General features: G+C 59.9%; 2 pseudogenes. Both read left to right on the forward strand.

What is annotated here, in order from left to right:
• Positions 1-305: pseudogene (locus H663_RS42115) on the forward strand (transposase); the annotation flags it as partial.
• A pseudogene (locus tag H663_RS41105) lies at positions 302-703 on the forward strand (helix-turn-helix domain-containing protein); the annotation flags it as partial. The pseudogenes H663_RS42115 and H663_RS41105, both read left to right, overlap by 4 nt.

Consider the following 703-nt stretch of genomic DNA (forward strand, 5'->3'; position numbering starts at 1 on the left):
AAGCTTGGGCCCCCCGCGAACGCCTTCAAGCGCTTAACGAAAGCCATCTGCTCGTGGGTGATGATCTGCATGCTTGGTGCCGCCACAAGGGGCTGTACGCACACCAGCTGCAGACTTGGCGTGATGCCTTTTGTGCAATGAGCGAGCCCAGCGCCAAGCAAAATCTGGGTGCCATGCGAGAGCTGCAGGGCAAACACGATCAGCTGGAGCGGCAATTGCGTCGCAAGGACAAAGCTTTAGCGGAGGCTGCAGCACTGCTGATATTGCAAAAAAAATTCCAGGCGCTGTGGGCGGACGAGGCATGATGAACTCCACCCTACAGCGCCAAATCCTTTTGCCATTGATCGAGCGGGCTATCGCTGATGGTGCCCGCGCTCAACAGGCCTGCGCCCAAATTGGCATGAGCGTTCGCACCTTGCAGCGCTGGGTACACCCTTGTGGGCACGAAGGAGACCGGCGTGTCAGCACGCTACGTGCGCACAGCGTGCCGCCAAACCAGCTCAGTCAAGCTGAGCGAGAGGCCGCGATGAGCGTGCTTAACAGCGAGGAGTTCAAAGATTTGCCACCCAGCCAAATCGTGCCTCGCTTGGCCGACCAGGGCAAGTACGTGTGCAGTGAATCGACGATGTACCGACTGCTCCATTGCGCCCAGCAGATGGGCCATCGCCGCCTGGAGCGTGTGCCGCGCAAGGTGAGCAAGCCG

Origin of the sequence: Limnohabitans planktonicus II-D5, from assembly GCF_001270065.2 — a bacterium.
GTDB lineage: Bacteria > Pseudomonadota > Gammaproteobacteria > Burkholderiales > Burkholderiaceae_C > Limnohabitans_A > Limnohabitans_A planktonicus.